The organism is Ruminococcus flavefaciens AE3010, assembly GCF_000526795.1.
GTDB lineage: Bacteria > Bacillota > Clostridia > Oscillospirales > Ruminococcaceae > Ruminococcus > Ruminococcus flavefaciens_D.
The window spans coordinates 1,186,423-1,211,746 of record NZ_JAGT01000001.1 but is presented as its reverse complement, the minus strand read 5'-3'; the positions used below and the strand labels follow the sequence as shown (position 1 = coordinate 1,211,746).

21 protein-coding genes are annotated in these 25,324 nt (G+C 48.0%); 10 read left to right on the top strand and 11 right to left on the bottom strand.

The window, feature by feature from the left end:
• Nucleotides 1-20 precede the first annotated feature (20 nt).
• Nucleotides 21-827, bottom strand: coding sequence for an arylamine N-acetyltransferase family protein (locus N774_RS0105115; RefSeq protein ID WP_175541946.1), 807 nt, complete (start codon nt 825-827; stop codon nt 21-23).
• A 179-nt stretch (nt 828-1,006) separates the two neighbouring features.
• Between N774_RS0105115 and N774_RS0105110 the strand changes: the two genes are divergently transcribed.
• From N774_RS0105110 to N774_RS0105090, 6 genes are all read left to right on the top strand, one after another.
• Nucleotides 1,007-1,474, top strand: a complete 468-nt coding sequence (locus tag N774_RS0105110; RefSeq protein ID WP_024860207.1) for a pyridoxamine 5'-phosphate oxidase family protein — start codon at nt 1,007-1,009, stop codon at nt 1,472-1,474.
• Nucleotides 1,443-1,565, top strand: coding sequence for a hypothetical protein (locus tag N774_RS19930; RefSeq protein ID WP_278245151.1), 123 nt, complete (start codon nt 1,443-1,445; stop codon nt 1,563-1,565). The genes N774_RS0105110 and N774_RS19930 overlap by 32 nt, the downstream gene beginning before the upstream one ends.
• Before the next feature lie 119 nt (nt 1,566-1,684).
• A complete protein-coding gene (locus tag N774_RS0105105) occupies nt 1,685-1,876 on the top strand; it encodes an SHOCT domain-containing protein (protein WP_024860206.1) in 192 nt (63 codons plus the stop codon).
• A gap of 30 nt (nt 1,877-1,906) precedes the next feature.
• Complete coding sequence (locus N774_RS0105100) at nt 1,907-3,454, top strand: recombinase family protein (protein ID WP_024860205.1); 1,548 nt, start codon at nt 1,907-1,909, stop codon at nt 3,452-3,454.
• Nucleotides 3,436-3,828, top strand: a complete 393-nt coding sequence (locus N774_RS0105095; RefSeq protein WP_024860204.1) for a hypothetical protein — start codon at nt 3,436-3,438, stop codon at nt 3,826-3,828. Before N774_RS0105100 ends, N774_RS0105095 begins: the two co-directional genes overlap by 19 nt.
• A complete protein-coding gene (locus N774_RS0105090; RefSeq protein ID WP_037280142.1) occupies nt 3,825-5,378 on the top strand; it encodes a recombinase family protein in 1,554 nt (517 codons plus the stop codon). The genes N774_RS0105095 and N774_RS0105090 overlap by 4 nt, the downstream gene beginning before the upstream one ends.
• Before the next feature lie 113 nt (nt 5,379-5,491).
• Here N774_RS0105090 and N774_RS0105085 read toward each other — a convergent pair whose 3' ends face one another.
• Genes N774_RS0105085 through N774_RS0105075 form a run of 3 tightly spaced genes read right to left on the bottom strand, consistent with a single transcriptional unit; the run spans nt 5,492 to nt 8,300 of the window.
• The gene (locus N774_RS0105085) at nt 5,492-5,965 is read right to left on the bottom strand and encodes a pyridoxamine 5'-phosphate oxidase family protein (protein WP_024860202.1); all 474 of its coding nucleotides are present in this window, start codon (nt 5,963-5,965) and stop codon (nt 5,492-5,494) included.
• Entirely contained in the window at nt 5,962-7,590 is a 1,629-nt protein-coding gene (gene hcp / locus N774_RS0105080) for a hydroxylamine reductase (protein WP_024860201.1), read from the bottom strand. Before hcp ends, N774_RS0105085 begins: the two co-directional genes overlap by 4 nt.
• 14 nt (nt 7,591-7,604) lie before the next feature.
• Nucleotides 7,605-8,300, bottom strand: a complete 696-nt coding sequence (locus N774_RS0105075; RefSeq protein ID WP_024860200.1) for an ATP-binding protein — start codon at nt 8,298-8,300, stop codon at nt 7,605-7,607.
• An 86-nt stretch (nt 8,301-8,386) separates the two neighbouring features.
• On the opposite strand from N774_RS0105075, the gene N774_RS0105070 reads away from it, so the two are divergent.
• Entirely contained in the window at nt 8,387-9,052 is a 666-nt protein-coding gene (locus tag N774_RS0105070) for a Crp/Fnr family transcriptional regulator (protein ID WP_024860199.1), read from the top strand.
• A gap of 60 nt (nt 9,053-9,112) precedes the next feature.
• On the opposite strand, the gene N774_RS0105065 is transcribed toward N774_RS0105070, so the two are convergent.
• The 7 genes from N774_RS0105065 to N774_RS0105035 all read right to left on the bottom strand — a co-directional run bounded on the left by N774_RS0105065 (nt 9,113) and on the right by N774_RS0105035 (nt 19,929).
• Nucleotides 9,113-9,733 carry a hypothetical protein gene (locus tag N774_RS0105065; protein WP_024860198.1) on the bottom strand — a complete coding sequence of 207 codons (621 nt, stop codon included), beginning with the start codon at nt 9,731-9,733 and terminating at the stop codon, nt 9,113-9,115.
• Between the two features lie 238 nt (nt 9,734-9,971).
• Nucleotides 9,972-11,330 (bottom strand): 23S rRNA (uracil(1939)-C(5))-methyltransferase RlmD, encoded by a 1,359-nt coding sequence (rlmD, locus tag N774_RS0105060; protein WP_024860197.1) that lies wholly within the window; start codon nt 11,328-11,330, stop codon nt 9,972-9,974.
• The gene (gene hemZ / locus N774_RS0105055; RefSeq protein ID WP_024860196.1) at nt 11,294-12,751 is read right to left on the bottom strand and encodes a coproporphyrinogen dehydrogenase HemZ; all 1,458 of its coding nucleotides are present in this window, start codon (nt 12,749-12,751) and stop codon (nt 11,294-11,296) included. Before hemZ ends, rlmD begins: the two co-directional genes overlap by 37 nt.
• A gap of 10 nt (nt 12,752-12,761) precedes the next feature.
• Complete coding sequence (locus N774_RS0105050) at nt 12,762-13,403, bottom strand: MBL fold metallo-hydrolase (RefSeq protein ID WP_024860195.1); 642 nt, start codon at nt 13,401-13,403, stop codon at nt 12,762-12,764.
• An 11-nt stretch (nt 13,404-13,414) separates the two neighbouring features.
• Complete coding sequence (locus N774_RS0105045) at nt 13,415-15,712, bottom strand: RelA/SpoT family protein (RefSeq protein ID WP_024860194.1); 2,298 nt, start codon at nt 15,710-15,712, stop codon at nt 13,415-13,417.
• A gap of 25 nt (nt 15,713-15,737) precedes the next feature.
• The gene (gene recJ, locus N774_RS0105040) at nt 15,738-17,762 is read right to left on the bottom strand and encodes a single-stranded-DNA-specific exonuclease RecJ (RefSeq protein WP_024860193.1); all 2,025 of its coding nucleotides are present in this window, start codon (nt 17,760-17,762) and stop codon (nt 15,738-15,740) included.
• Between the two features lie 244 nt (nt 17,763-18,006).
• Nucleotides 18,007-19,929: a substrate-binding and GGDEF domain-containing protein gene (locus N774_RS0105035; protein WP_024860192.1), complete on the bottom strand. Its 1,923-nt coding sequence runs from the start codon at nt 19,927-19,929 to the stop codon at nt 18,007-18,009.
• Between the two features lie 394 nt (nt 19,930-20,323).
• On the opposite strand from N774_RS0105035, the gene N774_RS0105030 reads away from it, so the two are divergent.
• The 3 genes from N774_RS0105030 to N774_RS0105020 all read left to right on the top strand — a co-directional run bounded on the left by N774_RS0105030 (nt 20,324) and on the right by N774_RS0105020 (nt 25,266).
• Nucleotides 20,324-20,854, top strand: coding sequence for an inorganic diphosphatase (locus N774_RS0105030; RefSeq protein ID WP_024860191.1), 531 nt, complete (start codon nt 20,324-20,326; stop codon nt 20,852-20,854).
• 77 nt (nt 20,855-20,931) lie between these two features.
• Nucleotides 20,932-22,077: a ribose-phosphate pyrophosphokinase gene (locus tag N774_RS0105025; protein WP_024860190.1), complete on the top strand. Its 1,146-nt coding sequence runs from the start codon at nt 20,932-20,934 to the stop codon at nt 22,075-22,077.
• 180 nt (nt 22,078-22,257) lie between these two features.
• Nucleotides 22,258-25,266 carry an ABC transporter ATP-binding protein/permease gene (locus tag N774_RS0105020; RefSeq protein ID WP_024860189.1) on the top strand — a complete coding sequence of 1,003 codons (3,009 nt, stop codon included), beginning with the start codon at nt 22,258-22,260 and terminating at the stop codon, nt 25,264-25,266.
• The last annotated feature ends 58 nt before the right edge of the window (nt 25,267-25,324 follow it).

The following is a 25,324-nucleotide window of genomic DNA, read 5'->3' as shown; positions in this document are numbered from 1 at the left end:
ATTCTCTCCGGCAGCCCATATTATACTTTTATAGAAAATATGCTTTGTAGTATTTCTTTTTTCTTTTCCGCCTCTATTATTTCGTCTATAATGATCTCGCCTTCAGAAAACTCCTGATAATGTCCGTCCCATATCCGTATATTACTGTGATCGGTAAATATAGATACCTTCTCAAACTTGTTTATCCCCGAAAGTGGGTGAATATCGCAAAAGTTACACGGCATTATGTAGTCAATATCGAGCTGAGGTTCTTCGGTGAACCCATACAGCCTGCGCCAATCATTGTTTTTTAGTTTCTGCCACAATATCCAGCCGAAGAAATCGTCTTTTTCAAGGCGGTATTCCGAGATACCGTCGTTTTGAATAAGTCCCTCTGTAAGCAACAGCGGCTTTCTTGAACACTCGGAATTTACGCCTACATCGGTCAGATATCTTTCTCCGCCTACTGTGACGGTCATTACTCTGTGTGTTCGCTTATGTATCTCGCCTTCAGGAATTATATATCTGCTGAGATGGCTTTTTACATTGAACCCGATGCTTTTCAAAAGCCACGCATACAGCCCGTTCAGTTCAAAACAGATACCGCCTCTGTGTTCGGTTATCAGCTTGCGGTATAATTCCTTATGATTGAGTGAAGTAATCCTGCGTTCAAGGCAGTCATAGTTTTCGTATGGAATATGAGTAAGATGAGCTTTTTGCAGTAATGCAAGGCTATTCAGGTCTGTATTTATATCACACTCTATCCCGATACGTTTCAAATATCCCATGATCTCATCAGCGGTCATTGGAGTGTCATCAATACTGTATTCTATTTTATTGTCAGACATAGTAATCGCCTCTGTATTGCGTGTTCTTAGTATTTTTATTATATCACAAGGCATATATAAAGTCAATCTGCAAAGGTTTATCCGGATTCAGCCTGATTGACTTTTTGAAGCAATTGAAGTATAATAATCATTAAGCAAGCACTCGGCTTACTATGTTTGTTACAATATAGGAGGATACAATGAGAAGAAACGACAGAGAAATAACAGATAACAGCGTGATCGAATCCTTTATTGCAAAGGAACAGATCATAAGGATAGCTTTCTGTGATAACGGAGATATTTACATCGTACCTGTAAACTACGGATATATCAATGATAACGGAAAATACTGTTTCTATTTTCATGGAGCTAAGGCTGGCAGAAAGTATGAGCTTGCAAAAAAATCACCGAAAGTCGGTTTTGAGATAGACGGCAACTATGAACTGCTTGAAGCAGATATAGCCTGTGACTTTTCGGCTAAGTTCCGGAGTGTTATCGGAACAGGTACTCTCAGCTTGGTAGAGGATAGTAGTGAGAAGATCAAAGGTCTGAACACTCTTATGAAACAGACTACCGCAAGACCTGAATGGAGTTATGATGACGCGATGCTGGGTGGCGTTGCGGTATTCAGGCTTGATGTTGAGAAAATGTCTTGCAAGGCAAAATAAGATCAACTCCCATCCTGCTGCCGATGACGGCATCACGGTTGAGGTCACCGTGGGCGGCAAGAAGTACAGCGGAAAACTGAATAAGGCATAACATCAGCGCCCGTCGGGATTTTTTTCTCGGCGGGCGCATTTTTTTCGTCCAAACGCACCTCGATTCTGTAGTGGTATATGAAAGGGTTGACTTTTCCGGCTATCAATAGGAGGTGCGATATGGAACAGCAGAAAATCATTGATGAGATCAACTATCACAGGGCGCAGGTACTCACGGAACTGCTCTTTGCCAAAGGTATGATTACAGTTGTCGAGTATGACAAATTAACGGAATTAAACCGCAAATCTTTCTCTCCGCTATACGCGGACTTATTACCGAAAACGCTTGATAAATCATCGGTTCAGAGTTAATATTGTATACTGACAAAGGAGGGACAACCATTGAAAATCAAGAAAATTGAAGCCCAGCCTGCTGTGGTGAAAAAGCTCCGGGTGGCTGCCTACTGCCGAGTCAGTACCGAGAATGAAGATCAGAAGGAAAGTCTGGAAGCGCAGCGTGAGCATTATGAGTCGTGGATCAGAATGCACGATGACTGGGAATGCGCGGGCGTGTTCTATGATTTCGGCATAAGCGGCACAAAGGCGGATGCCCGTGAAGGCTTACAGGCGCTGTTATACGCCTGCCGCACTGGAAGCGTCGACTATGTGCTGACAAAATCCATCAGCCGATTCTCCAGAAACACATCCGACTGCTTGTCACTGGTGCGGGAGCTGCTTTCATATAATATCCCGATCTACTTCGAGAAGGAGAACATTGATACCGGCAGCATGGAGAGTGAGCTGATTTTATCAGTTCTCAGCAGCATGGCTCAGAGCGAATCCGAGTCCATTTCCAAGAATGTGAAGTGGTCGGTGAAAAAGCGAATGGAAGAAGGCACCTTTGTTTTCGGCTATCTTCCATACGGCTACACAAAGGACGCAGCCGGAAACATGGTCATTGATCCGGTCGAGAGTGAGATCGTCAGGCTGATTTTTGATCTTGCGCTGAACGGTATGGGGACATACAAGATCGCGCAATTGCTCGACAAAAGGAAGGTTCCTACCCGAAAGGGCGGAAAGTGGTCAGGTTCGACGGTCAAGGGTATTCTTGTGAATGAGAAGTACTACGGCGCTGCTGCTTTTCAGAAAACCTATACCGACAGCAACTTCCGGCGTCATAACAATCATGGTGAGGTCGATAGCTTCATAGCGGAAGACCACCATGAAGCGATTATCAGCAAGGAGGATTTTGACCGGGTACAGGTCATGATACAGAAGCACATTGATGAACATGGCATCGTAAAGGATATGGGAAAGTACCATAACAAATATCCTTTTTCCGGCATCATCATCTGCGGTGAGTGCGGCGGCAAGTTCAAGCGGCAGACGCAGAGTGGCGGTATCGCATGGGCTTGTTCTACACACCTTTATAATAAAGACGCCTGTTCCATGATGTTTATCAAGGATGAAGCGATAAAAGCAGCATTCTTGACGATGATGAACAAGCTGATTTTTGGCTGCAAGCAGGTTCTCGTGCCTTATTACGATGCGCTCCGCCTTGCTGATACAGACGAGAGCCTGCAAGGGATACTGGATCTGAAAAATGAATTGCAGCGCAACAGCGACCGCAAGAATGATCTGCGGAAGCTGCGTGTCAAGGGCTTCCTTGATGCGGCGATGTACAATCAGGAGCTGCGGCGTGTCGAAAAGGAGAGCGAGGAAATCCGCGCTAAAATGAAATGCATTGACAGAGCCGGTGAGAACGGCGATATCAAGGAAACGAAAAAGCTCCTTCGCTTCGCAGAATCGGCAGAAATGCTCACAGAGTTCAGCGACGAACTGTTCACCGAATACGTTGACAGCATCATTGTATACACCAGAACCTGCATCGGCTTCCGGCTGAGATGCGGGCTGACGTTGAAGGAGGAAGTATGTACGGGTACAAGATAGTGGACGGTAAAGTGATCGTTGACGAGCAGGAAGCCGCAGTTGTTATAAACATCTTCAACGGATACCTTTCTGGCATGAGCCTGCGGGATGCTGCTGTCAATGCTGGCAGACCGATGGTTCACAGCATGGTGAAGCGCATCATCAGTAACTTCTGCTATGTCGGTGATGATTTCTATCCTGCGATCGTCAGCCGTCAGACCTTTGCGAGAGCAAATGCGGAACTGATACGCAGGTCAGAAAAGCACGGCGGCAAGAAGCGTCTGCAACTGCCGCCGGTCTATACGGAGTTTGAGATTTCCGAGCCGGAGATGCACTTTGACGATCCGATAAAACAAGCTGAATACATCTACAGTCTGATCGGGGTGAGAAAATGAATGTTATAAAAATACCTGCCAAGCCGCAGAAAGGCAATAATGCGGCGAAGCAGGAAGTCAAGAAGCTGCGTGTTGCAGCCTATTGCCGTGTTTCGACTGACAACGAGGAACAGGCTACCAGCTACGAAACACAGATCGAGCATTATACCGAGTTTATCAATAAGAATCCGGAATGGGAGCTTGTCAGGGTGTATGCCGATGACGGTATCAGCGCGACCTCGACCAAAGGCAGAGAGCAGTTCAACGCTATGATCGAGGACTGCAAGAAGGGCTTGATCGACATGATCTTCACAAAGTCGATCAGCCGATTTGCCCGCAATACTGTTGACTGCCTGAACTATATCCGAATGCTCAAGGAGATGAATATTCCGGTATTCTTCGAGAAGGAGTCCATAAACACGATGGACTCGAAGGGAGAAGTCCTCCTGACCATTATGGCATCTCTGGCACAGCAGGAATCTGAATCGCTCAGCCAGAACGTCAAGATTGGTGTGCAGTACCGCTTCCAGCAGGGGAAAGTGATGGTCAATGCTCGCCGCTTTCTCGGATATGACAAGGACGATGAAGGACACCTGATCATCAATCCGGAACAGGCGGAAATCGTCAAGCGTATCTTCCGGGAGTACCTTGAGGGCGCAAGCTGCAAAAAGATCGCTCAAGGACTGCAGCGTGATGGTATTCCGAATGCTCGCGGTAGCACAAAATGGCATGATAACAGCATACGCCTGATTCTCGGAAATGAGAAGTACATGGGTGATGCGCTCCTGCAAAAGACCTACACCGTGGACTGCCTCAGTAAAAAACGGGTAAAGAACTCCGGCATCGTGCCGCAATACTATGTCGAGGACGACCACGAGGCTATTATATCGAAAGAGACATTCCTGATGGTGCAGGAGGAAATGGCACGACGAGCGAGAACGCAACTCCCGTTCGGCGGAAAGAAGGGCTATAGCGCCAACCACGCATTCTCGCAGATAATCTTCTGCGCCGGATGCGGAGAGCAGTTCCGCAGAATACACTGGAACAACCGTGGCAAGAAGTCGGTCGTCTGGCGCTGCATCACACGATTGAAGGAGAAGGACAAGTGCCGTGCCAGAACCGTCAGCGAGGAAACCTTAAAGGCAGCCTTCCTTGAAGCCCTCAACGAAATGGTCTGTGACAGCGACGTATACCTGAACAGGCTCCGGGAGAACCTTGAAGCCGCGATCAATTCAGCTAATCCTATGTCGGCGGAAGCCCTCTCAGCAAAAATGGCTGAACTGCAGCGGGAGCTGATCAACCGGACGGAGCGCCGTGAGAACTACGATGACATCACCGAGGAAATCTTGCGCCTGCGTGAACTGCAGGAGCAGAAAGGCATGGACGACGCTACGCAGAAGGAACACACGAAGCGTATCAGGGAGCTTCAGAAATTCATCCAGTCTCAGCCGAGTGAGATCACGGAGTTTGATGATTCTCTGGTGAAGAAACTGCTGGAAAAAGTGACCGTCCATGATGACTACTTGGAGTTCCGGTTCAAGTCAGGCGTGACGATCAGTATTGAAATGTGAATAGAAATGAGCAACCCCGCATCACAGTTAGTGGTGCGGGGTTATGCTGTTTTATCCGTCTGCGTTTTTTGATGATTTCTTAGACTATGAACCCAATGAGTTCAAAGTTAAAATTATTTGACAGCCTTACGCTTCCCCGTTACGCTTTCAACTTCCAAAGCATACACAAGTGTCCTCGGAATAGCTACCGTGCTGAACGGCACATCTTTTCCGTCATGATAATGCGCCATCAGCAGTTTCAGTGCTGGGAGCTTTTCCTCATCGGGAAGGATACGGATACGCCCTCTGCCGATAACGCTCTCATACGCCATTGTGCAGTAACCCTTATCCTCAAAGTATTGAAGTTGGTGCTTGCAGTCCATCTCAAAGGAAGCTCTGTTGTCGTTTCGGATAAGACCGACCTTGTATCCCTCTAAGGCACTATGAAAATACAACGTTATCTTATCACCGTTCACAGCCATACCGAAGTTCAGTGGCAGGATATACGGATAGCCGTCATCGTTCAGTGCAAGCCTGCAAACATCGCAGTTTTTCATGATCTCTATGATTTCGCTGAGATCGGTCACTTCACGGTCTTTTCTTCTCATAAGCCGAAAATCCTCATATCCTCGTCAACGGTTGTAATTCCTGCAATGCCGAAGCTGTCTACAAGAACCTTTGCCACATTCGGAGACAGGAACGCAGGCAGAGTTGGCCCGAGGTGGATATTCTTAACACCGAGATACAGCAGAGCCAGCAGTACGATAACGGCTTTCTGCTCATACCACGCAATATTATAGACAATAGGCAGTTCGTTCACATCGTCAAGTCCGAACACCTCTTTCAGCTTCAGGGCGATAAGAGCAAGTGAATAAGAATCGTTGCACTGTCCTGCATCAAGCACTCTGGGGATACCGCCGATGTCACCGAGGTTCAGCTTGTTGTACTTGTATTTCGCACAGCCTGCTGTCAGTATAACGGTATCTTTCGGCAGAGCCTTTGCAAAATCCTCATAGTAGCTTCTGGACTTCACCCTGCCGTCACAGCCTGCCATGACTACGAATTTGCGGATAGCCCCCGATTTTACAGCTTCTACAACTGTATCGGCAAGTGCAAATACCTGTTCATGGGCAAAGCCGCCGATAATAGAGCCGGTTTCGATCTCGGTAGGCGAAGGACATTTCTTAGCCTGTTCGATGATTGGCGAGAAATCCTTTACTTCGCCGTAGGGTGCGTCAATATGCTTACAGCCCGGATAGCCTGCGGCACCTGTTGTCCAAAGCCTGTCCTTGTAGCTGTCCTTCGGCGGAACGATGCAGTTTGTGGTCATCAGCACCGGACCGTTAAAGCTCTCAAATTCCTCTTTCTGCTTCCACCACGCATTGCCGTAGTTTCCTGCGAAATGCGGATACTTTTTGAAGAACGGATAATAATGAGCAGGTAGCATTTCCGAGTGCGTATAAACATCAACTCCCGTATCCTTTGTCTGCTCAAGGAGCATTTCAAGGTCTTTCAGATCGTGACCTGAGATCAGTATTGCAGGATTTTTGCGGACACCGATATCAACTGTCGTGATCTCAGGATTGCCGTATGCTGTAGTATTTGCAGCATCAAGGTCAGCCATACCCTGAACACCGTACTTGCCGACTTCCAGCGTGAGAGCCACAAGGTCATCGACCGACAGACTGTCATCAAGTGTTTTAGCAAGAGCCGACTGTAAGAAAGCATCAAGCTCCTCATCATCATTCAGCAGAGCATTTGCGTGCTTGGTGTAAGCCGCAAGTCCTTTCAGACCGTAGGTTATCAGCTCACGCAGAGAGCGTATATCCTCATTCTCTGTTGCAAGAACGCCGACAGTCTTTGCTTTCCCGGTATAGTCCGAACCGTTCCAAAGAGCTGCTTCGGGGAGTGATTCTTTATTCTGCACCTGTCCGAGCAATTCTTCTTTGACTGCAAGTGTTTCAGTAACCTTAGTGGTAATGCTGTCGAGATCGAAATTTGCATTGGTGATCGTGATAAACAGGTTCACACTGATAAGATGATTGACAGCCTTATCGACTGCCTGTCCCTCTGCACGGAGCTGAGTTGTCAACGCAGACAGCCCCTTTGTAACGTACACAAGCAAGTCCTGCATTGTTGCGACTTCAGGCTGTTTACCGCAGACACCGCAAGCGGTACAACCCTTACAGCCTGCTGTTTCCTGACACTGATAGCAAAACATTTTCTGTTCCATGATATATTCCTCCATTATTTTCTTATCTCAACGATACTGCCGTCCGGCGATATAACAGCAACTTTAAGCGGGATGTCCTTACCGCTTGCTTCGATTGCTTTTTTTATAGCATACTCCATACCGCCGCAGCACGGCACTGTCATTCTTGTGAGGGTAATACTCTTTATATCGTTATTACGGAATATCTCTGTCAACTTTTCGGAGTAATCAACGGCATCGAGCTTTGGACAGCCGATGAGAGTAATCTTCCCACGGATAAAATCATGGTGGAAGTTCCCGTAGGCGTAAGCTGTACAATCGGCAGCGATAAGCAGATCAGCACCGTTGAAGTATGGTGCATTTGTAGGCAGGAGCTTTATCTGTATCGGGAACTGTCGCAGACAGCTTGGAACACGAACATCGCTGTCATCTTCTTTTGGCGTAAAGCTCTGCAATGCAGAACCCGGACAGGTGAAACCGCTGCAAGCGGACTTCTTCTGCTTGTTTGCCTGCACTGCTTTTTCGTCATAAGCTGCCGCTTCACGCTCGGTGAAGTGGATAGCATCCATAGGACAGGCAGGGAGACAGTCACCGAAGCCGTCGCAGAAATCGTCACGCATGAGCTTAGCCTTGCCGTTCACAATAGCGATGGCTCCCTCATGGCAAGCCTTAGCACACAGACCGCAGCCGTTGCATTTTTCTTCGTCTATTTCAATTATTTTCCGTATCATAGCAATACCTCCTTGACTTTCTGTATTCATTATAGTATAATCAAAGGAGAAAGTATGTTGTAATTACAACATTTTGGGAGAAAAATATGGATATTTCAGTTTTGCACAATTCGATACTGTTCAAGGGCTTTGATGAAACCGAAATATCGGAGCTTATGAAAGCCCTTAATGCAGCCGAAAAGAAATACAATAAAGGTGAGATGATATTTTCATCGGGAGAGATCACCGATAAGCTCTGCTTTGTAACGGCAGGCGGCGTTACTATTGAAAGCAATGATATGTGGGGAAACCGCACGATACTTAACCTTGTAGGTAAGGGACAGTTCTTTGCGGAGAGCTATGCACTCCTGCCTGATGTGCCTATGCTGGTCGATGTCTGCGCCGCTGAGGATTGCACTGTTGTTTTTCTGAGCATGAAGTCGCTCGCTGACCTCAACGATACGATAAGGGCGAGACTTCTTGCAAATCTTCTGACTATCACCACAAGAAAAAATCTGCACCTGTCGAGCCGGAGCTTTCATACTGCTCCGAGACAGGTGCGTGGACGTATTATGGCGTATCTTAATACCGTATCGGTTCAGAAGCATTCCCGTGAGTTTGATATACCCTTTGACCGTCAGCAGCTTGCGGACTACCTCAATGTGGAACGCTCTGTGCTATCAAATGAATTGAGCAAGATGCAGAGGGACGGACTGATACGATGCAGGAAGAACCATTTTGAGATCATAACTGTTACCTATCTTCCAGGATGATTTCATCTGCTAAAAAACGCCCCGTATCACTGGCGTTCAGTGGTGCGGGGTTATGCTGTTTTATCCGTTGTTCCAGTCATTGAAAGTGAAATCGGGTTTTACATCACCAATAAGCTGACAGAGATAATTCATTGCATCTGAAATCATAAACGAGATCCATGCTTCATCGCCAAAGTCCACCACGGAAATACGATGCAATTTCAGATGAGAGAGATAGTATTCAAAATTAAACATCGGATACTCCTCCCGATATGAAATTTCCATGTGTCCGGCATTTTCCGGAATATAAACAGAATCTGAAAATTCTTCTTTGCTATATGAATGATTCAGATCAAAATCAGGGTGTTTCCGCAGGAATTCCGGATTCACCATATTAGGATGTTCCCAGAATGGGTAACCGCAGGCTTCAAAATCATTAAAAAGCTGGAAAAGGAACTCATCATTGAATTGCTGAATATGCTCTTGTATATGTGCTTCTGCCGCATTGTAGAATGCCGCTATTTCCGCTGCAAGTTCTTCATCCGAGTATTCAGAGACGTCTTTGCCCTGTAATCCGTCACCGCGGACATCATCCGGATCGCCGTTGAAAATGATTTGATCATCACGGTATAGCCCTGCGTATCCGCAGTCAAAAGTACCGTGAAACTTGAATTTGTTGTTTTCAATTGTTACTGTTACCATAGTATTTTCCTTTCCCTATCACGCGGATTTATTCCCACTTTGTACATTTTGACGAATGACAACCAATCTACGAAGTATCGAACCCTCTGTTATCCAATCTACGCATTAACCTCACTGAGCAGATTGGTTGTCAGGCGATTTCAGTTCGTAGATGTTTTTCCAAATACAGTAAAAAGCCGGTTAGGGTTGACTTCGCAGATTGACTGTATAGCCGAAAACTGCCGTAAAACCGGCACTTTTAAGTCTTATTCCTTGACATCAAAACTACGCACTCAACGTGCCCCGTTCTTGGGAATAGGTCAACGCCGCAGACCTTATCCACGCTGTAGCCCTTTTCGGAGAGAAGCTTAGCGTCACGGGCGGCAGTTGCGGGATTGCAGGATATCATGACTATCTTCCGCGGAGCAGCCTCCGCCATGACTTCAATTGTCTCGGGAGAGCAGCCCTTTCTGGGCGGGTCTACCACGATGATATGGGGCTTGCAGCCCTGCCTGCGGAGCTTCCCGAAAACCTCGCCTGCGTCGCCGCAGTGGAACTCCGCATTGGCTATATTATTGCGGAGCGCGTTTTTCTTGGCGTTTTCAACGGCTTGGGGAACTATCTCCACGCCGACAATCTTTGCAGCCTGCCTTGCCATTGAAAGTCCTATGGTGCCTGCGCCGCAGTAAAGGTCCGCAATGACCTCGTCCTTTTCTGGAGCGGCATATTCCAGCGCTTTTGCGTAGAGCCTTTCCGCCTGCACGGTATTGACCTGATAAAAGGACAGGGGAGATATCTCCACGGTATTTCCGCACATGGTATCGGAGATAACGTCGCTTCCCCACAGGGTAACGCACTCATCGCCCAGTATCACGTTGGTCTTTCGGGAGTTTATATTCATGACGATACTTTTGATATGGCTGTATTTTTCGGTGAGAACTCTGTACAGTGCCGAGAGCTGACGCGATATATCCTTGCGGACAACAAGACAGACCATTATCTCGCCCGAGTGAGCTCCTCTGCGGAGGTAGATATGGCGGATAATGCCTGTGTTTGTTTCCTCGTCGTAAACTGAGAGCTTCTTCTCGTTTATGTAGTCAAGGACAGTTTTCAGTATCTGACTGAATACCTCTGGCTGCAAGGCACAGTCCTCAACGGGTATCACCCTGTGGCTTCGTGGAGCAAAAAAGCCGCACACAGCCCTGCCGTCCTGAACAGCAAGTGGGTACTGAGCCTTATTTCGGTAGCGCTCGGTAGCTTCTGCACCGAGAAATCCGTCAAACTGAGGTGACAGTCCGCCTATGCGCTCAAAGGCGTCGCGGACTATGCCGTTCTTGGTGCGGCACTCAGCCTCATAGGAGATATGTCTCAGCAGACAGCCGCCGCATTTTTTATACACGGGGCAGTTATTCTTGATACGGTCAGGAGAGACTGTAATGAGTTTTTCAACGATGCCGAAAGCATAGCTTTTCAGCACCTTGACTATCCTGACCTTACAGACATCGCCCACAGCGGTCTCAGGCACAAAAACAGCCATGCCGTCAATGCGGCACACGCCGCTGCCCTCGGAGGTGAGCCCTGTTATCTCGGCTGTATGGACTTGATTTTTTTCAAGCATTCCTTGATCTCCTCTTTTTTCTCCATGAGCTTGTCGAAGCTTTTTATGTACTCATATGGGAATTTATAGTTGTGTATGCGTTCTATCCTGTTGCCTGCGTAGAGCAGCTTTGTTGAAGCTGCACAGCCTGCGCCGAGAATGGTCTGGGTCTCGTCCATTATGAAGATGTTGTAGTAGCTCTCAAAGCCCTTCTTTGCGTAGCCCACGTTTTCAAGGTTGTCCACGGTGTTCTTCTGTCGGTACATATAGTAGGGCAGATAGCCGTGGGACATCAGTGTGGGTATGCTGTAGTCCACCATTTCAGCCGCAGGATTTGCATTATTTGCGTTTCCGTCGGCAAAGAGCGTAGCCGAGCGCTTTATGGTCAGGGTATGGACGGTTATGCTCTCTGGGTCAAGCTCTATCATGCGGTCAAGGGTATTGCGGAAGCTCTCCGCAGACTCCGTGGGCAGACCTGCAATGAGGTCGGTATTTATGTTCCTGAAGCCTACCTTGCGGGCAAGCTCAAAGGCTTTTATGGCGTCCTCCCCCGAGTGTTTTCTGCCGATGACCTTGAGCACATCGTCGTTTAGGGTCTGAGGGTTTACGGAGATACGCTCCGCACCAAGCTCCTTTATAACGCGGAGCTTTTCCTCGGTGATAGTATCGGGACGTCCTGCCTCGACGCTGTACTCGCGGACTTTTGTAAGGTCGAAGTTCTTCTCCACGGCTTCCATGATAGTGCGGAGCTCCTGAGCTGAAACAGATGTGGGAGTTCCGCCGCCGAAATAGATAGTATCTATTTTGGTATCGGTCTCTTTCACTATTCTGCCCAGTATCTCAAGCTCTCGGCATAGGGCGCCTATGTACTGGGGCATGAGCTTTATAGCCGAAGCCATTGAATGAGATACAAATGAGCAGTAGCTGCATCTTGTGGGACAAAAGGGGATAGACACGTACAGGCTTGCGGCTGTGCTGTCTATTTTATCAAGTATGGGGAGCTGGTTTATCGCCGTATCATAGGCGAGCTGGAGCTTCTTGTCCGTGACCTCGTACTTGTCCCTCATTCTGCGGAATATCTCCTCCTTGGGGATATCCTCACGTATGAGCTCTACTACTTTTTTTACGGGGCGTATGCCTGTCATAAGTCCCCATGGCGGAACGATGCCCGTTTTATCCGAGAGGATATGGAACAGCACTCTGCAAAGCTCTATCTCCATGCTCTGCGATTCATCAATAACAGCTTCCCGAACTTCGGGAGCGCCGCCGCCAAGCTTTACCTCAACGCGGAGCTTGTCACCATTCGTCTCGGCAATGACGTATTCGTCGCCCGCGGCTTCTTCACGGGAAGTGCCGAAGCTGTACCGAGCCGTACTGAAAAAGAGCTTCATTGTAGCTTCGATTTCGTATTTATAAGAATTGCCGATGAGAATTATCGGCATTTTAGTCTCATTAGTCGTCATTTTTGCCTCTGAATGGTCTCATATATGGGTTGGACTCGCGCTCGTATTGGAGGGTAGTGCTCTCGTTATGACCCGGGTATACCGTATAGTCGCCCTCAAGGTTGTAGAGCTTGTTGAGGGAATAGGTCATGCCTGCGGAGCTGCTGTCTGGGAAGTCGGTCCTGCCCACTGAGCAGCAGAAAAGGGTATCTCCGGAGAATATAACGTCTCCGCAGATATAGCACACGCTGCCCTGTGAGTGCCCTGGGGTGTGCATAACGCGGAATGTGCACTCGCCGTCGTTTATGAAGCTGTCGCCGTAAACGCAGGTCCAGTCCGTAACGGGAGTGAATGTGAAGAATGACATATTTGAAGCCAGTGAATCCACGGCGCTGGTGAGCATATGAGCGTCCAGCTCGTGAATGTATATCTCTGCGCCCGTAGCCTTGCGGACCTCCTCTGCGCCGCCCATGTGGTCGAAATGACCGTGGGTGAGCAGTATCTTTGTAAGGCGGAGCTTCTTCATTTTCAGAAATTCCAGAAGCAGACGGCTGTCGCCGCCGATATCAACTGCCACGCAGCGTCCCGGGGCAGTCTCGATTATATAGCAGTTTGAACGGAGAGGTCCAAGCTGTAAATGATGAATTTTCATGTGTTTACTCCTTAAATAGCGGCTCTCTCCACGGAGATGACGCCCTTTATCTTTCTGAGCTTCTCAAAGAGGTTTTTGAGCTGCTCTGTGCTTGAAATAACGATAGTACCCTCAAAGAGAGCATTGCCGTTTTTCAGGACTCTCGAAGCGGAATGAACGATAGGAACTCTTGCTTCCAGAAGAACGGCGGAAATATCGTAAACAAGACCAACGCGGTCAACTGCTGTTACCTCAAAGCTGGTCTGGAGCTGCGTATCGCTGCTGTCTGTCCACTGTATATCCACCCAGCGGTCAAGCTCCTCGGGATTGTTGCGTGCAAGGGCTGCCTTGTAGTTGGTACAGCTTGTGGTGTGTACCGATACGCCGTAGCCTCTTGTGATAAATCCGATGATGTCGTCGCCGGGGAGGGGATTGCAGCACTGTGCAAACTTTATGAGCATATCGTCTATCTGGTCGAGTATGATACTGCTCCTGCCGTTTGGCTTTGGCTTTATAAGGGGAGTTACCGAGGGCTCATTGCCGTTTTCGTAGAGCTTTTCGTACTTGTCCTTCCAGCGGGGCAGCATCTTTGAGAGAAGTATACCGCCGTAGCCTATTGAAGCGTAGAAGTCGTCGAGAGTCTCGCAGTTATGGCGTTTGAAGTCGTCCTGCAGGAACTCTGTGTACTGCTCCTCCTTGAGGTTTATCCTGTGGCGCTTGAATTCGCGCTCCAGCTGAGCCTTACCCTCGACGATGTTCTCCTCACGGCGCTCTTTCTTGAACCATGAGCGTATCTTTGAGCGAGCCTCGTTGGTCTGGACTATATTCAGCCATGCACGGTTAGGTCCCTTTTCGGGGTCCTTGCTGGTGATTATCTCGCATATCTGTCCTGTCTGGAGCTTGTAATCGAGAGGCACTATCCTGCCGTCTACCTTTGCACCTACTGTCTTATGACCTATTTCCGTATGGATACGGTAGGCGAAGTCGATAACAGTTGAATTTATAGGCAGGCTTACGGACATACCCTTTGGAGTCATGACAACTATGTCCTCGGGGTCAAGGTCTGTCTTGATTATGCGGACAATTTCCTCAACGTCGTCGGAGGTCTGCTGTGCCTCGATGACCTGACGCACCCATGCAAGACGCTGTTCCATTTTGTCCTTGCCCTGTATGCCCTCCTTGTACTTCCAGTGAGCGGCGATACCGTACTCAGCGGTCTCGTGCATATCCCATGTTCGTATCTGCACCTCAAAGGGGATACCTTCCTTACCGAGAACAGTTGTGTGGAGAGACTGGTACATATTATTCTTCGGGGTGGAGATGTAGTCCTTGAAGCGGTTGGGCAGGGGCTTGAACATATCGTGGATAAGACCGAGAACATTGTAGCACTCGGCGATAGTGGTAACTATGATACGGACTGCATATTTATCGTATATTTCGTCGATATCCTTGTGCCCGATGAATATTTTGCGGTATATGCTGTAAATGCTCTTTACACGTCCGTCTATCTGAGGGGGCTGTGTAAATTCCTCGGACTTGAATCGCTGAGCGATACGGCTCTTGATTATCTCGATGAAGGCTTCACGCTCTTCCTTTTTGTTTTCGAGAATGCTCTCGATCTCGGAATAAGCATAGGGATCGAGATAGTGGAATGCGAGGTCCTGAAGCTCCTCTTTCATGGCTCTGATACCGAGGCGGTGAGCGATAGGAGCGTATATATTCATGGTCTCAAGAGCAGTATTGCGCTGCTTTTCAAGAGGACGGTATTTCAGTGTCCGCATATTGTGGAGACGGTCACTGAGCTTGATTATCATTACGCGGATATCCTGAGACATTGCAAGGAGTATCTTTCGGATATTCTCAGCCTGCTGCTCCTCTTTTGTAGAGGTGGGAATTTTACTCAGCTTTGTAACGCCGTCCACCAGCAGGGCAACGTCCTGACCGAAGCGCTTTTTCAGGTCGTCAAGAGTTGCGTCGGTGTCCTCAACTACATCATGGAGCAGGGCAGCACAAATAGTATCCGTGTCCATGCCAAGCTCCAAGAGAGTATAGGCAACTGCAAGGGGGTGGGTGATATAGGGCTGTCCCGAGGAGCGGACCTGTCCCTCATGAGCCTTTGCAGCAAACTCATAAGCCGAGATTATCTTGCTCAGGTCGTACTGCTTATCGTCGGTGAGTATCTTTTGTATTATCTTCTCAATAGTGAAATTATCATTGAAATCGGGAATATTGCTGAGAAGCTCCTTGGGGTCTTCGGGCAGAGCTGACTCGGGTATCGGCACTTCCACCTCGTGATGCATGAGATTTGATACATTCATGTTGTCGGGCATATCTATTCTCCTTTATCTATGGCTGTCAGCCGAGCCTGCTTCTGAGAGACACAAGCACGGGAGCTGAGTCGAGGTCGGCTTTCTGTGTGACCTTGACTCTTTTTATCTTTGATTCAGCGCTTGACACCGTAACGAGCCCCAGCTGTCTGAGAGCTTCGGCGGCAACGCAGAATTTGCAGTAATTGATTTTTGGGTCGTTGAGCTTTATGTACAGGGTATCCGTACATATTCCCTGTTCGGGGATAGCCTTGTATATCTTCACCACGTCGTCCCTTGTGGGATTCATGTGGGAGTAGTAATTTTTGGGCAGCTCCTCGCCGCGGAGAAAGGCTTCAAATGCGGACAGAGCCGCGAAGTACTTGCTCTGCTCGAAGCTGTGGGGGCGCAGGTCGCTGACGATTATGCCCGGGGACACGTTTCCGCGGTATTCGTTTACCTCGGCAGTTACTATCATATCGCAGACATCGCCCTTTGAGACTATGAGCTCATCGGGAGACTTTCTGAATACAAGAGCGTCTGCCTGAGTGAAGCCCACCTTTACCCTGAGCTTTGAGTGCGCTCCGTCTGACAGCGGCATAATATCCGTTACCTGTGCGTTTTCAATATAGAAGAGGGGCTTTTCGTTGTCTGCGCCAAAGGGCTCCAGCAGGTCAAGTCCCTGTATATTCTGTACATTCAGCTCCTGCGGTGTCAGTGGAGCGTCGGCTTTCAGCTCCATAACGGGCATCGTTATGTGGTTTTCAAGGGCGTATTTTTCAAGAAGCTGTCTGAACTTTTCCGCCATGCCCTCCTTTATGGTGAAGCCTCCTGCGGCAGGGTGTCCGCCGAACTTTTCAAGCACCTCGGAGCAGGCAGTAAGTGCGCCGAATACGGAGAACTCGCCGAACGAACGTGCCGAGCCCCGTATCTCGCCATCGGTTTCCGAGGCTATGAAGCAGGGCTTGCCGAAGCGTTCAACTATACGTGAGGCAACGATGCCGATAACGCCGTGGTGCCAGTCCTTACCGCAGAGGAATATTACTCTGCCGCGGACGAGGTCGGGCTTTTCGTCTATCATGGAGAATATATCCGAAACAATGGCGTTTTCCGCGTCCTTGCGCATATTATTGAGCTTGTCCAGCTCACGGGCGGCTGTGAGAGCTTCATCACAGTCCTCACATAGAAAAAGCTCTGCCGCTTTTTTCGGGGAGCCGAAGCGTCCTGCGGCATTTATCCGCGGAGCGATACCAAATCCGATAGACTGGGTATTCACAGCCTTGTCCGTAAGACCGCAGACCTCTTTCAGTGCTATGAGGGCAGGGCGGTCGGTATTGCTTATGAGCTCCATGCCGTAGGCTGCAAGGAAGCGGTTCTCGCCTGTAAGGCTTACTATATCGGCAACAGTAGCTATTGCGGCAAGGTCGCCAAACTGCTCCAGAGCCATGGTGTAGTCGCCGCCGTCAAGAGCAGCCACAAGCTTCAGGGCGATGCCTGCACCGCACATATGCTTGAATGTGGAGAAGCAGTCGTGACGGTGTGGGTCTACTACAGCTTCCGCTTTGGGGAGCTGCTCGCCCTGCTGGTGGTGGTCGGTGACTACAAGCTTCATGCCCATAGCGTAGATGTATTCTGCTTCGGGAATAGCCGATATGCCGTTGTCCACAGTGACTATCAGTGAAACTCCGTCGTCGGAGATCCTGTCAACGGCTTTCATGTTGAGACCGTAGCCCTCCGAGCGCTCGGGGATATAATAAGTAACGTCCGCCCCTGCTTCCATAAGGTATGAGTACAGAATGACTGTGGACATTACGCCGTCGCAGTCGTAATCGCCGTAGATACAGATACGTTCGCCGTTTTCAATGGCGGAGTTTATGGTATCCGCAGCCTTCTGCATATCCTTTATGAGAAATGGGTCGGACAATTCGTCCGTATTAAGGCTCTCCGCCACAGATTCGGGAGAGGAATAGCCCTTTGCTGCCAGTGCGGAGGCTGCAAGGGAGGTAACTCCGCAGCCCAGCATAAGAGCAGAGACCGCTTTTTTGTCGGGAACGCCGACGGTCCATTTTTTCATACAATGACTCCTAAAGATATATTTAAACTATTATATCACAAAATGGACTTTTTTTCAATAGGAGTGCGACAAAAAAATCCAATTTGTTGAAAAGAAGAAATTGTATATAAGGGACGCCCTCTCGTGCGGGGGGGTGCAGCGCCCAAAATACGTCAGGCGCTCCGCAAGATAGGACGTCCCTTATATGCTTATCTGTTCGCCAACGAAAAACAAAAAACCGCAGCCTGAGCTGCGGTTTTAGCCTTTATGCGTAGCGGAGAAGCTTCTTTTTGCGCTTGGCGTCGTACATCTGCTTATCGGCAGCTGTCACGAAGCTGAAAATGTCCTCGCCCTCCTTTGGCGAAGCGATGACATAGCCTGTACTTGCGCTGAGAATAAACGGATTATAGCCTGATTCGTTTACTCCGTTTATGTTCTCCTGAATGATATCGGTGAGCTGCTGTGCTTTTTCAGCGGTATAGTCCGCACCGAAAACTATGAACTCGTCACCGCCGAAACGGCAGAATATCTCGCCGTTCTGACAGGATTCCACAAGCACGTCGGCAATGCTGCAAATGGCTTTGTCTCCCGTGCTGTGACCGTAGGTGTCGTTTATGCCCTTGAGACCGTCAAGGTCGATGAACATGAGCATGATGTCGCGGTGCTTTTCGATGCATTCATTGTATATATCCTCAGTTGCCTGCATGAAGCCGTTCCTGTTGAATATTCCCGAGAACGTGTCCATAGTATAGAGGCTGCCGAGCCGTTTTACAGCATATTCAAGACACATGAGCTTTCTGATATTTTCAAGTGAATTGGAGATATTTATGCAGAAGGTCTCGAACATGATGTTCTGCAGGGGCAGATTGGTGCTCCTTATGACCATATAGCCGAGACAGCGCTCTCCGAAGTGGAGAGGATTTATCAGGTACAGCTTTCCCTCTTTGCTGCTGTCGGCAACAGGCGGGAAAATGTCCTGAGAGCGTATGCGGCAGCACTCGTGGAACTCGCCGTTGTTATACGCGATAGGCACTATAACATAATCGGTATATGCCACGGGGACCGATGTGCGCCTGATATGTCTGCTGGTGGTGCGGTCAACGTCATTTTCCGAGTCCCAGTTCTCACACAGGCAGAAGTAAAACTCGTCGGGGTGTATATCCACGGCTATGCGCTTCAGACAAGCGATATACTCGTCAAAATTATTGCATTCGAGAAGCTGTGTGGACATTCTGTTCAGCACCGACATGTAGGTCTGTATGTTCTCGAAATTTGAGAAATTGCGGTAATTGAGCTCCTTGAGCTCTGTAAGGTCTGAAAGTGCGTTGTGTCCGCAGCCGCAGCTCTCCGTGAATCTCGGGGACATATTGAGGGTAACATCTCTGTCCTGCGGTATATTATTAAAATGATTATACAGCATTTTGCAGGCAAGCTCGCCTGACTGCTCCAGAGGTCTCTCCACTGAGGTGAGCTCCATCTGGTAATTATGGCTGTTGTAGGTGTTATCAAAGCCTGTTACGGCAATGTCCTCGGGAACTCTCAGCCCATGGGACATTAGTGTGGTAATGGCAGAAGCTGCCATTACATCGTTTGCACAAACGATAGCCTCTGGCATTTCGGGCATTTCATCGAGGAACTGTTCAACAGCAGCTTTTCCCGACGGAGCGCGGAAATCTCCCTTAGCCACAGCCTTTTCGTGGAGCGTGAGCCCGTGCTCATTGATGACTTCGAGGAAGGCCTCAAGTCTGTCAGCGCTTTCGGGATTTGAAGCAGGTCCTGATATATAGGCAAATCGCTTGTAATTATGCACGTTTATCATGTGCTCGGTAATGATGCGCATGGCACTTTTGTTGTCGATACCTATGTGGTAGAAGCCTTCGAGGTCGTTGTCGATGCTTACGGCAGGTATCCCCGCTATCTTTATGCGCTCAAGGATATCGTTTACCACAACTTTATGGGAAAGGGTGTTTGTCAGCAGTATAGCTCCGTCAAAGTCGCTGAAGTCGGGGAGGCTGAAAACGTTGAATTCTCCCATGTCATGGCGCGGATTGTTCATGTCGCCGCTGAATGATGTGAATGCGGAAACATTGAGGCCGTACTTTTCTGCACCCGCATATATTCCACTTATGATAGCGCTCTGGTAGCTTTGTCCGATTTCCTGAATGATGACCGCTATCTTGTAGCTCAATTACAATACCCCCTTTATCCTTTTTTTGCTCTACAAACGGTTTATATATTCTGTTTTCTGCTAAAAATAGCATATATATATTTTACAACATTTTATATAAAAAATCAATAGTGTTTTATTATAATTTTTATTGGATATATTCACGATTTATTAATATTCACTTTGATATTGATATATCATAGTTAAATATTCTGACGGTTGAAGTCGAAAAGACGAAAAATCTCCGTGATTTTTGGATAATTTATCAGATTTGCCGAAAATGAATGGTCATATTGACAAATCACAAAAAAAATGGTATACTAATTAGTAGGGGATAACGTCATGTTTAATGGCTTTATCAAATCATTTCCGTTCCGATGCCCGATGCACGGACGGATCGCTGCGGAGGAATCCTATGAATATTTGGCATAAGATCAGTCCAAAAAGAATAAGTCCCGATGATTTCATCGCCGTTATCGAGATCGGTAAGGGAAGTAAGATCAAATACGAGCTGGACAAGGAGACAGGTCTCATAAAAATGGACCGTATCCTCTATACTTCCACTCACTATCCCGCTAACTACGGATTTATCCCAAGAACCTTCTCTGACGACAACGACCCCCTTGACGTTCTCGTACTCTGCTCGGAAAAGCTCATGCCCCTTACACTGGTAAGATGCTATCCTATCGGAGTTATCAGAATGCTTGACAACGGTCACCACGATGAGAAGATCATCGCTATACCATTCGACGATCCGAATTACAATATGTATAAGGACATCGAGGAGCTTCCAAAGCACGTTTTTGATGAAATGACGCATTTTTTCACAGTTTACAAGGAACTTGAAAACAAAACAACAGCCGTTAACGAGGTCGATCATGCGGATATTGCGAAACAGATAATCAGTGAGGATATCGAGCGATATATCGAGAATTTCTGCAAGTGAGCAATGCTCTGACCGAAAGTGACTAAAAAGCGAAAGGAGTATCGTGCGTAACCAAATATACGTGCGAAAAAGTGTTTATGACAGCTTCAAGTGAAATTTTATTCGGCAGCGATTCAAATGTCGCACCTATCGGCATTATCGCTATGAACAGCGTTACCGAGCTCGGTAAGAAGATCGACGACTATCTCGTTGACTGGGCAGGCAAGGGCGGTATCAATGTTGATTCCTTCCTCGTTGAGAGCGAATGCCCCCGTTTTTCTTCCGGTGACGGCAAGGGTCTCATCAAGTCCACTATCCGCGGCAAGGATCTCTTCATTATCATCGATGTAGGAAACTACAGCATAAAGTACGATTACTTCGGCATGCAGAACGCTATGTCCCCTGACGATCATTTCCAGGACCTCAAGAGAATAATACAGGCTGCAAGCGGTAAGGCTCACCGTATAACTGTCATCATGCCTACTCTTTACGGCGGACGTCAGCACAGAAGAAGCTACCGCGAGTCACTTGACTGTGCCTGCGCACTCCAGGAGCTGGAGGCTATGGGCGTTTCAAACATAGTTACATTCGACGCTCACGACCCAAGAGTCCAGAACGCTATCCCGCTTATGGGCTTTGATAACGTTATGCCTACTTATCAGGTGCTCAAGGCTATGCTCAAGGACGTTAAGGATATAAGCTTCAGCAAGGACAAGTTCATGGTTGTCAGCCCCGACGAGGGAGCTCTCAACAGAAATATGTACTATGCTTCCGTTCTCGGCGTAGAAATGGGTATGTTCTACAAGAGAAGGGACTACTCAACTATCGTAAACGGCCGAAATCCTATCGTTGCTCACGAATATCTGGGAAATCCCGTTGAGGGCAAGGACGTTTTCGTTTCCGACGATATCATCTCATCAGGCGAGTCCATGCTGGACGTTGCTTCTGCTCTTAAAGAGAAGAAGGCAGGCAGATTCTTCGCTTATGCTACTTACGCTATCTTCACCAACGGTCTTGAAAAGTTCGACAAGGCTTATGAGGACGGCATAATCGACGGTATATTCGGTACAAACCTTACTTACAGAACTCCTGAGCTCCTCAGCAGACCATGGTTCCACGAGGTAGATGTTTCCAAGTATATCGCATACTTCATTGAAGCTATCAATCACGACGTTTCTATCAGTAAGATAATCGACCCTCACATAAAGATCGACAACCTGCTGAAGAAGTACGGCATGAAGTAATAAATAACACAGGGACACTGTTCACAAACGGTGTCCCTTTATTTTGTGAAATTTGTGTGAAGCACTTGTGAAATAATTACAAGCTGATTGACAATTATTCGTCAAAGTGCTATAATGATGTGTGTAAAATTTAATATGCATATAGGATTAAATGTAAAATGTTTTACAGGAGGGGAATCAATGCTTCAGCTTAAAGACATTGTAAAAAAGTATGGCAGCGGAGACAACATTGTAACGGCTCTTGACGGGGTGAGCGTTACATTCCGCGAAAGTGAATTTGTAGCTATCCTCGGTCATTCGGGCTGCGGAAAGACTACGCTGCTCAACATCATCGGCGGTCTCGACCACTACACCTCGGGAGATCTTATCATCAACGGCACTTCCACAAAGGAGTACAAGGACAGGGACTGGGATGCTTACAGAAACCACTCTATCGGTTTCATCTTCCAGAGCTATAACCTTATCCCGCATCAGACGGTATTATCCAACGTGGAGCTTGCACTTACTATCTCGGGCGTGTCAAAGTCCGAGCGCCGCAAGCGTGCCAAGGAGGCTCTTGAAAAGGTGGGACTGGGAGATCAGCTCCACAAGAAGCCCAACCAGATGTCGGGCGGACAGATGCAGCGTGTTGCTATTGCCCGTGCTCTTATAAACGACCCTGATATACTCCTTGCGGACGAGCCTACGGGAGCTCTCGACTCCGAGACTTCCATACAGGTAATGGAGCTCCTCAAGGATATAGCCAAGGATAAGCTGGTCATTATGGTAACTCATAACCCTGAGCTTGCCGACCAGTACGCTACACGTATCATCAAGATAAAGGACGGAAAGCTCACTGGTGACAGTTCACCTGTTGACGGGGCCAAGTCCAAAAAGGAAAAGAAGAAAAAGGATAAGGAAGTCAAGAAGGATAAGGCTGAAAAGACTGAAAAGAAAAAGCGCGTATCAATGTCATTCGGTACGGCTGTTTCGCTCTCTCTCAATAACCTGCTGACCAAAAAGGGAAGAACCTTACTCACAGCCTTTGCAGGCTCTATCGGTATCATCGGTATCGCACTGATACTCTCCCTTGCGACGGGTATCAACGAGTACATTGACAACGTGCAGGAGGAGACCCTTTCCTCGTATCCGCTGGAGATAATGCGTGAAAATACCGATACCACCGGCATGCTGAATGCTCTTATGGACAACCAGCAGGAGTATGAGAACCGCGTGTTCAAGGACGATACCGTCTATGCAAATACGCAGGTCTATGATATGTTCAACTCCTTCAATGCTTCCGCCAAGCAGATAAACAATATGAAGGACTTCAAGACCTTCCTTGACAATGACAGTGTTATCAAGGAGAAATCTACTGCTATAGGCTACAGATACGACGTTAAAATGCCGATATTTACGGAGTCTCCCTCAGGTGAGATAGTCAAGGTGGACTTCATGGATATGTACAGCAAGGCTGTGGGCATGAGCGACTCTGATATGATGGCGGCTTCTATGAACAATCCAATGGCGGATATGGAAATGCAGGCATTCGGTCTCAATATCATGGAGGAGATGCTGGCAGGTGAGAACGGCGAACCTGTAAGTGATATCGTCAAGGAGCAGTATGAGGTCGTAAACGGCAGATGGCCCGAGAATTACGACGAGGCTGTAGTAGTTCTCACCAGAAACAACGAGCTTCCCGATATCATGGTCTATCCTATGGGCTTGAAGGACAAGGAAGGCTTCAACGAAAAGCTGAAAGCCGTTATGAGCAATCAGGAGATAAAGGACTACGGCAAGACAGAGTGGGGCCTTGACGAGATATTAAACAAGAAGTTCAAGATGATACTTCCCTGTGAGTACTACCAGAAGGATCCCACAGGCAGCGGCTTCAATGATATATCTGCTACTCAGACAGGTCTTGATTACCTGTTTGATTCCAATGATATCGGTACTGATATAAAGATAGTGGGCTTTATCCGTCCCGCAGAGGACGTAAAGGTGCCTATGCTCAAGGGCTATTTGTGCTACACGAGCCTGCTGACGGATTACGTTATAGACAAGACCAACAACAGTGATCTTGTAAAGTCTCAGACTGAGGACAAGGAGCATGACGTGCTGACAGGCACAAAGTTCATGACCGACGATTATGTTGCTCCCACAGCTAAGGAAAAGGCAGACACAGCCAAGGAGTTCATAAAGAATGCGGACACTGACACAAAGGCTGATATCTACAGGCTCGTTGCTCAGCAGCCCGACCCTGCTCAGGCAGACGCTCAGGTGCAGGCGGCTATGAAGGACTTCGACCGCAATAAGTTCATCAGTCAGATAACCGAGATGTACTCTGCAGAGCTTGGTGTTGATGCTTCTCAGATAACATCATTCGTTGCTCAGATGAGTGATGACGAGATAAAGGGCTATGCCGAGGAGGCTATCCGCGCTCAGATCGCCGAGGAATACGCTAAGGCTGTTCAGGAGCAGCTGGGCTCACTTCCAAATGCTGAGCTGGCAAAGATGCTGGATTCAATGACCATAAGCGAAGATGCTTACGGACTTGTATTCGATAAATATACTCCCGAGGAGATATCGGATTCCACATATGACGATAACCTCAAGCTTCTCGGCGTTGCAGACGAGAGCGACCCGTCACTGATACGTATTTTCGTTAAGAGCTTTGAGGACAAGGACGATATTGCTGATGCTATCACGCGCTACAATGACGGCGTAAGCAAGGAAGCAGATGAGATACATTATACTGATATGGTTGCGCTGCTCATGTCGTCTATCACAGGTATCATAAGCGGTATATCCTACCTGCTTATCGCCTTTGTTGGTATCTCACTTGTAGTTTCGTCTATCATGATAGGAATCATCACCTACATCTCAGTCCTTGAAAGAACACGAGAGATAGGTATCCTCAGAGCTATCGGTGCTTCAAAGCACAATGTAAGGACTGTTTTCAATGCGGAGACTCTTCTTGTAGGTCTTGCAGCAGGTCTTATCGGTATCGGAGTTTCAGTGCTCCTGACTATACCTATAAATGGTATTATCCACAGTGTGACCAGCCTTGATACGCTCCGTGCTCATGTTCCTGTTAAGGGAGCAGTGATACTTGTTATAATAAGCATGGTGCTCACTCTTATCGCGGGACTTATCCCGTCGGGAGTTGCTGCGAGAAAAGACCCTGTGGAAGCTCTCAGGACAGAATAAGCTATACTATATATAAGCCATTGCGGTCTCGAAGCTGCAATGGCTTTTGTTATGCCAA